At 72.6% G+C, this 6,319-nt stretch carries 6 protein-coding genes; 3 read left to right on the top strand and 3 right to left on the bottom strand.

The window, feature by feature from the left end; genetic code table 11:
• Positions 1-11 precede the first annotated feature (11 nt).
• Positions 12-1,028 (top strand): YdcF family protein, encoded by a 1,017-nt coding sequence (locus AAT21_RS24140; protein ID WP_046779090.1) that lies wholly within the window; start codon positions 12-14, stop codon positions 1,026-1,028.
• 132 nt (positions 1,029-1,160) lie between these two features.
• Here AAT21_RS24140 and AAT21_RS24145 read toward each other — a convergent pair whose 3' ends face one another.
• Complete coding sequence (locus tag AAT21_RS24145; protein ID WP_046779091.1) at positions 1,161-2,516, bottom strand: carbohydrate-binding protein; 1,356 nt, start codon at positions 2,514-2,516, stop codon at positions 1,161-1,163.
• 179 nt (positions 2,517-2,695) lie between these two features.
• Here AAT21_RS24145 and AAT21_RS24150 point away from each other — a divergent pair, with 179 nt between their 5' ends.
• Positions 2,696-2,881 (top strand): hypothetical protein, encoded by a 186-nt coding sequence (locus tag AAT21_RS24150; protein ID WP_030034983.1) that lies wholly within the window; start codon positions 2,696-2,698, stop codon positions 2,879-2,881.
• Positions 2,882-3,025: 144 nt separating this feature from the next.
• Here the strand turns inward: AAT21_RS24150 and AAT21_RS24155 are convergent, their stop codons facing one another.
• Complete coding sequence (locus AAT21_RS24155) at positions 3,026-4,012, bottom strand: LysR family transcriptional regulator (protein ID WP_046779092.1); 987 nt, start codon at positions 4,010-4,012, stop codon at positions 3,026-3,028.
• A 106-nt stretch (positions 4,013-4,118) separates the two neighbouring features.
• On the opposite strand from AAT21_RS24155, the gene AAT21_RS24160 reads away from it, so the two are divergent.
• Positions 4,119-4,577: a nitroreductase/quinone reductase family protein gene (locus AAT21_RS24160; RefSeq protein ID WP_046779093.1), complete on the top strand. Its 459-nt coding sequence runs from the start codon at positions 4,119-4,121 to the stop codon at positions 4,575-4,577.
• A gap of 63 nt (positions 4,578-4,640) precedes the next feature.
• On the opposite strand, the gene AAT21_RS24165 is transcribed toward AAT21_RS24160, so the two are convergent.
• On the bottom strand, positions 4,641-5,117 hold the full coding sequence (locus AAT21_RS24165) for a macro domain-containing protein (protein ID WP_046779094.1): 477 nt from the start codon (positions 5,115-5,117) through the stop codon (positions 4,641-4,643).
• Positions 5,118-6,319 lie beyond the last annotated feature (1,202 nt).

Consider the following 6,319-nt stretch of genomic DNA (forward strand, 5'->3'; position numbering starts at 1 on the left):
ACGATGGCGCCATGGTCGCCTTCGCCCTCGCCGCCCTGCTCTTCCTCGCGTTCTGCATAAGCGTCCGGCAGGACCGGCGCCGCTTCAGCAATGCCGTGCTCCTGGGACTGACCTTCCTCACCGCCTTCTCGGCCCTCTTCCTCCAAGTGGCCAAGCTGCCCTTCTGGGCCGCGGTCACGGTCGCCGTACTCGCCTTCGCCTCACCCGCGTTCGCCATCCTGGCACTGGGCGTCTTCCTCGTCCGCAACGGCATGACCATGATCCGCAGGGAGGGCTTCCGCCCGGCCAACCTGCTGTCGATGCTGGCGGGCCTCTCGATCTTCGCCCTGATCGCCCTGCTGATCCTGGTCGCCCTGGTCGGCTCCCCCGTCCTGGGCGGCATCGCCGGCACCCTCACCGTCGTCGCCGGCTACATCTCCTTCGTCTTCTTCTGCTTCCTCGGCTACGCCTTCCTCTACGGCCGCATCAAGGTGCGCGGCGACGTCCACCACGTGGTCATGCTGGGCTCGGGCCTGATCGGCGGGGACCGCGTGCCGCCGCTGCTGGCGTCCCGCCTGCGCAAGGGGCAGCAGATCTACGAGGGCCAGCTGGCCCGCAGCGGCCGGCCGCCGGTGCTGCTCGTCTCGGGCGGCAAGGGCTCGGACGAGAAGGTCGCGGAGGCCCGCGCGATGGCGGACTGGCTGATCGCGGAGGGCGTCCCGGCGGAGCACATCGTGCTGGAGGACCGGTCCACGACCACCGAGGAGAACATGCGCTTCAGCCGGGAGATCATGGAGGCGCACGATCCGGCCTACCGGTGCGTGGTGGTCACCAACAACTTCCACGCCTTCCGGGCCGCGATGCTGGCGCGCAAGACCGGCGTCAACGGGCAGGTGGTGGGCTCCCCCACCGCGAAGTACTACTGGCCGAGCGCCACCATCCGGGAGTTCGTCGCGGTCTTCTGGGAGCACCGCACGGTGAACCTCGTGATCTGCGGCCTGCTGGCCGTCTTCGGTGCGCTAGGCACCCTGGCCGCGGTCCTCGTCTGACGCATCGCGGCGAACGCATCGCGGCGGACACATCGCGGCGGACACATCGCGGCGTTCGCATCGCGGCGGACGCGGAAGGTGCCGTGACTCCCCCCTTGGCAGTCACGGCACCGGTCGCGTTCGCGTGACGGATCAGACCCGCTGCCAGAGCGCCGGGACGTTCGGCGGCTCCCAGCCGGTCTGCGCCTGGTGCCCCTGGATACAGCGGTAGGTCGACCCGCCGTACGTGACGGTGGCCCCGGCCGCGTAGACGGTCCCGGCCTTCCAGGTGCCGCCCGGCTCCGGCTCACCGGGACCGGGGCCGGGCCCCGGGTCGGATCCCGTGACCTTCAGCGTCAGCCCGTACGCCGACAGGATCGGGTTCAGCGGCTGGAAGAAGGTGGTCCCGCCGCTGGAGCAGTTGCCGGAGCCACCCGAGGTCACGCCCTGGGCCTGGCTCCCGGAGATGTAGGAGCCGCCGGAGTCGCCCGGTTCGGCGCAGACCGTCGTACGGGTCACGCCGGAGATGGTGCCCTCGGGGTAGGTGACGCTGGTGTTGTGCTGCTGGATCGTGCCGCAGTGCCATCCGGTGGTCGAGCCGGACCGGCACACCGAGGCCCCGACCGGCTGCAGCACCGAGCCGGCGACCTGCACGTTCGCGCCCCCGCCGCCCTTCACGTACGGGGTCGAGGTCCAGCTGGTGTTCGCGGCGACCCAGGCCATGTCGTTCCCGGGGAAGACGGACGCCTGGAAGGAGCCCTGGGCGACCCGGTTGAACCCGGTGGTGGTGGTCCCGGCGCGGCCGCAGTGCCCGGCGGTGGCGAAGCCGTTCACAGTCCCCTTGGTCACGGGGAAACCGACCGAGCAGCGGCCGCTGCCGTTCATGTAGTACGCGTCGCCGCCGCGCAGGTCGTAGAGCGGACGCGGGGCCTCCGCCGTACGGACCACCGTGACCAGCGCCGCGTCGGTGCCGGTGGCGGCGAGCAGCCGGGCGGCCGCACCCGCCTCGGTCTCCTCGACGACGAGGGTGTTGGAGCGCGGGTCGACGTAGCGGACGGGGGTCGCGGGGCCGGCGGCCCGGTCCAGCGCGGCCTTGGCACCGTCGAGGTCGGCCAGGGTACGGGTGACCAGCTTCGCGCGGGCGCCGGTGGCCCGTATCGCGGCGGTGTCGGCGGCCCGGGTGGTCGCCACGGTGAGCACGGCGGCGTCGGCCCCGTCCACCCAGGCCCCGGCGAAGGCGGCGCCGAGCCGGTCCCGGAGGCGGGCGGCAGCGGCACCGGCCTCGGCCTCGTGCGCGAGACGGGCCTTGGCCTGCGTGGGGGTCAGGCCGAGGTCGCGCTGCATGGCGGCGAGCAGCTCGGGGGACGCGTCGGAGGTGCGGAGGGTGGCTGCCGCCGAGGGCACCGCGGGGGCGGGAACGGGGTCGGCGACGGCGCCTGCCGTCCCGGCCAGCAGCAGCCCGGCGGCGGCCAGGGCGGTACACGCCGCGCGGGCGTGTCGCTTGAGCATGGGGGATCTCCTCGGTTTCCGGTGGGGGTCTGCGGAAACCGTAGAAATCCGAACCAGCGCGCGGGAGCTGCCGGTTGGCCCCTCCCCCGGTGTTATGCCCGCGACCGCGCGGCGGCCGACATGCGTTCATGGGGCGGGGGCCGGAGTATGGGGCGAGGGGACGACGTAGGAGGTACGCGATGGTCAGTGAACCCGACGAGCAGCCCACGCGGTCGGACCGGCTCTTCACGGGCGGGGAACGACCGTACGACCCCGAGGACCTCGTGATGGCGACAGGCCACGACCCGACTCCGGAGCGGGTCGAGAAGGCCCGCAAGCTGATCGAGAAGGAGGGCCCGCAGGTCATCGAGCGCTACCTGCCGTAACCACGGCGGTCAGCCCGAAGGCTGCACCCCGCCCCCGGCCCCGCCGGGGGCACGCCCACGCCCCGCCGCACCCATCAGCCCCGCCGCACCATCCCAGCCCCGCCGGCGTTTGAGGCGCGGGGTCCGGGGCGGAGCCCCGATCTTTCAGCCGCAGCGCAGCTGAGCCGCAGGCGACCGCACCGCCGCCGCCCGCAGGGCCCCCTCTCCGGCCGCCGAGGCCGACCTCCCCAGCGCCTCCTCATGCGCGGCCCTCGCATGGCTCAGCACCCCCGCCGCCCGCGCAGCGACCCGCGCGGCGGGATGCCACCCCAGCACGTGCCGCCACACCAGCGGGGTCCCGGCGAGCGGCCGGGTGACCAGCCCCGGGGTCGCCGGGAAGGTGGCCCGGCACAGCCCCACGGCCCGCCCCACCTGCACCAGGTGCACGCAGGACGCGGTGTCGGTCTCGTAGACACAGGCGGGCGCGAACCCCGCCCGCACGCACGCCGCGGCGAAGCAGTCGCCGAAACACCCGTCGCCGGGGACGTCCGTCCACGCCTCGGCGGCCAGCTCGGCCAGCTCGATCTCCTCGCGCGGGGCCCGGGCCAGCGCCAGCGGGTGGTCCTCGGCGAGCATCACGTGCACCGGGTCCCGGGCCACCTCCATCCAGGCGAGCCGCCCCGGTTCGGGCGGCGCGCTCTCCCCGCAGACGCCGACCAGCGCGAAGTCCAGGCGGCCGTCGGCGACACTCCCGGCGACCTCCTTCTCCGACCAGGACGTGTAGGTCGTCACCGGCACTCCCGGCTCCTCGCGGGCGAGCCGGTCCACGAGCCCGCCGAGCAGCGGACCGTGCGTTCCGCCCAGCCGGTAGCCGTGCGCCCCCTGCCGGGCGAACCGCTGGGCCTCCTCCTGGAGCTCGCACACCGCGGGCAGCAGCACTCTCGCCCGTTCCAGCACCAGTTCCCCGAGCGCGGTGGCCCGTACACCCTCCCGCCCGCGCACGAACAGCGTGCCGCCCAGCGCCCGCTCGACCCGCTTCAGCTGCGCACTGAGCGCGGGCTGCGCCAGTCCGAGCGCGGTGGCGGCCCGGGTCAGGCTCCCGGCGTCGGCGACGGCCCTGACGATCTTGAGATGCCTCAGCTCCAGATCCATACGAAGAGCTTGGTTCAGACCTATAGACGTGCGCTACGGGTCGTACGCATCCAGAATCGTTAATGCTCGTTAGCCGCCAGGGGGCCACAACCCTAAGGACACGTAAATGCACACACTCGAAGTCGACTGGGACCACCCCACGGACCCGCGACCCGGCCCACGGCTCGACCACGTCCGCGCCTACGTGAGCACCGCCGGCGCCGACGGGCACCTCTGGCACGGAGTCCCCACGCTGCTGCTCACCACGCTCGACCGCACCACCGGCAACACGGTACGCACTCCGCTGATCTACGGCGAGGACGCGGGCCGGTTCCTCGTCGTGGCCTCCGCCGACGGCGCCCCGGACCACCCCCGCTGGTACCGCAACCTCACCGCCCACCCGCAGGTCCGCCTCCAGGTCGGCGCCGCAACCGTCGAGGCGACGGCGCACACGGCGACCGCGACGGAACGGGAGGTGTACTGGGAGATGATGACCGCCCTGTGGCCGTCCTTCGAGGACGACCAGGCGACCGCCCGCCCCCGCGAGATCCCCCTGGTGATCCTGGAACGCCTCCCCGGTCACTGAGCCGGCCGGCCCGCCCCGCCCGCCCTGCCCGTCCGGCCTGCGCCGGGGCGGGCAGGCGGCGGCTCACCCCCGGTCGTAAACGGTCACCTCCACGCCGCGCTCGCACAGCGCACCGGTGATCAACGGCTCGACCCGCGCCCAGGAGCCGCCCGCGAGCCCGCAGCCGATCCTCGGCATGTGCACGCTCGCCCCCAGCTCGACGGCATGCCCGGCGAGCGCGGCCAGACAGCGCTCCAGGGCGTCGTACCGGATGGGCGGTCCCCCGCTCCCGGTGCGTATGCCGCGCTGTCCGACCATGTTCGCCACCCACACGTCGGGCTTCACCCGCACCAGCTGCACGGCGCCCAACCCGAAGTCGTTCCCGCTGCGCCCCCGGTGCCAGGCCCGGTACGCAGCCTCCGGCTCCCCCCACCGCTTCGAAACGGCCAGCACGAAGCCCTTCCCCCACCCGCCGATGTCGTTGCAGACATGGGCGATGACCTTCGGCCCCTTGGCCTGCGGACTCGTAGCGTCCCCGGCAATGATCCTCAACGCCTTCACCCCCCGAACGCTACGCCGCCCCACCGACAACGGGGTGGGAGTGGGGCGGGACAGGACGGCGGGACGGGGGGTCGGAAGGCGCGGCGGGGGTGTGTGGCTGGCGGTGTGTGGCCGGTGGTGTCGCGGGGCGGGAGTGGGAAGCGCGGGGGCGGTGTGGGGGCGGGAGCCGGTCGGGCCTTGGTCAGTGACGCGTATGGGGGTTTCCCGTCAGTCCCATCGTCTCTCCGTGTCGTGCCGGCCTGTTCAAGGGCGCTCGTTCCTCGCGTCGCTTCGCGATGTCGCTGCGCTCCACCCCTGACAGGCCGTCCCGCCCCGGAAATCCGAAAGACTGCCGGGAAGCCCCCAAAGGAACGGGCCGGGAGCAGAAAGACACAGACGGGGCGGTCGGAAGGCGCGGGCGAAGCCCGGTGCGCCCCAGATCGCTACGCGCTCCTCCGAGACGGCGTCTGCGAGTCCCTGTGGCTGGTCATAAGCCGCCATCAATCGCTACGCGCTTCGCAATCACGCGTCTGCGAGTCCCTGTGGCTGGTCATAGGCCGCCATCGATCGCTACGCGCTTCTCGATCACGCGTCCGCAGACCGTCTGGGGCCGGTCATAGGCCGCAGAGACCGGAATCGCCTTCCCGTGGACGGCGCCCGAGGGCTGTCGCGGGGAGGAAAGACGCCAGATGACGGCTGAGGCGAAGTCGATCCGGGTCAGGGAGGGCGGGCGCCTCAAAGAGGCTTCAATATGCCCCAAATGTCCCTGGTTGTGTGCGGGGATGAGATCTCACGGTGGCCCTGACAGGGATTGAGTTCGGCTGAGGCGATGGACCGGCCTTTCGGGCCTCTCATCCGCCCCGACCAGCCACCAACTGGGTGCGGACGCCGTCTCGGAACAGCGCGTAGCGATCGATGGCGGCCTATGACCGACCACAGAGGCTCGCAGTCGCGTGATCGCGAAGCGCGTAGCGATCTGTGGCGGCTTGTGACCGGCCCAAGGGGCTCGCACACGCCTCCCGGCAGGAGCGCGTAGCGCATGTGGGCGGCTTATGCCCAGCCCAAGGGGCTCGCAGACGCCGTCTTCGAGAAGCGCGTAGCGATCTGTGGCGGCTTATGACCGGCCCAAGAGGCTGGCAGACGCCGTCGGGCAGGAGCGCGTAGCGATCGGGGGCGCACCGGGCTTCGCCCGCGCAGCGCCCCGCCCCGTCTCTATCTCACTC

It is taken from the genome of Streptomyces yangpuensis, from assembly GCF_001005295.1.
In the GTDB taxonomy this organism is placed as follows: domain Bacteria; phylum Actinomycetota; class Actinomycetes; order Streptomycetales; family Streptomycetaceae; genus Streptomyces; species Streptomyces yangpuensis.

Excerpts from the sequence above, each read along its gene's own strand:
- AAT21_RS24155 (WP_046779092.1), bottom strand. The coding sequence starts at position 4,012 with ATGGATCTGGAGCTGAGGCATCTCAAGATCGTCAGGGCCGTCGCCGAC.
- AAT21_RS24150 (WP_030034983.1), top strand. The coding sequence starts at position 2,696 with ATGGTCAGTGAACCCGACGAGCAGCCCACGCGGTCGGACCGGCTCTTC.
- AAT21_RS24160 (WP_046779093.1), top strand. The coding sequence starts at position 4,119 with ATGCACACACTCGAAGTCGACTGGGACCACCCCACGGACCCGCGACCC.
- AAT21_RS24140 (WP_046779090.1), top strand. The coding sequence starts at position 12 with ATGGTCGCCTTCGCCCTCGCCGCCCTGCTCTTCCTCGCGTTCTGCATA.
- AAT21_RS24145 (WP_046779091.1), bottom strand. The coding sequence starts at position 2,516 with ATGCTCAAGCGACACGCCCGCGCGGCGTGTACCGCCCTGGCCGCCGCC.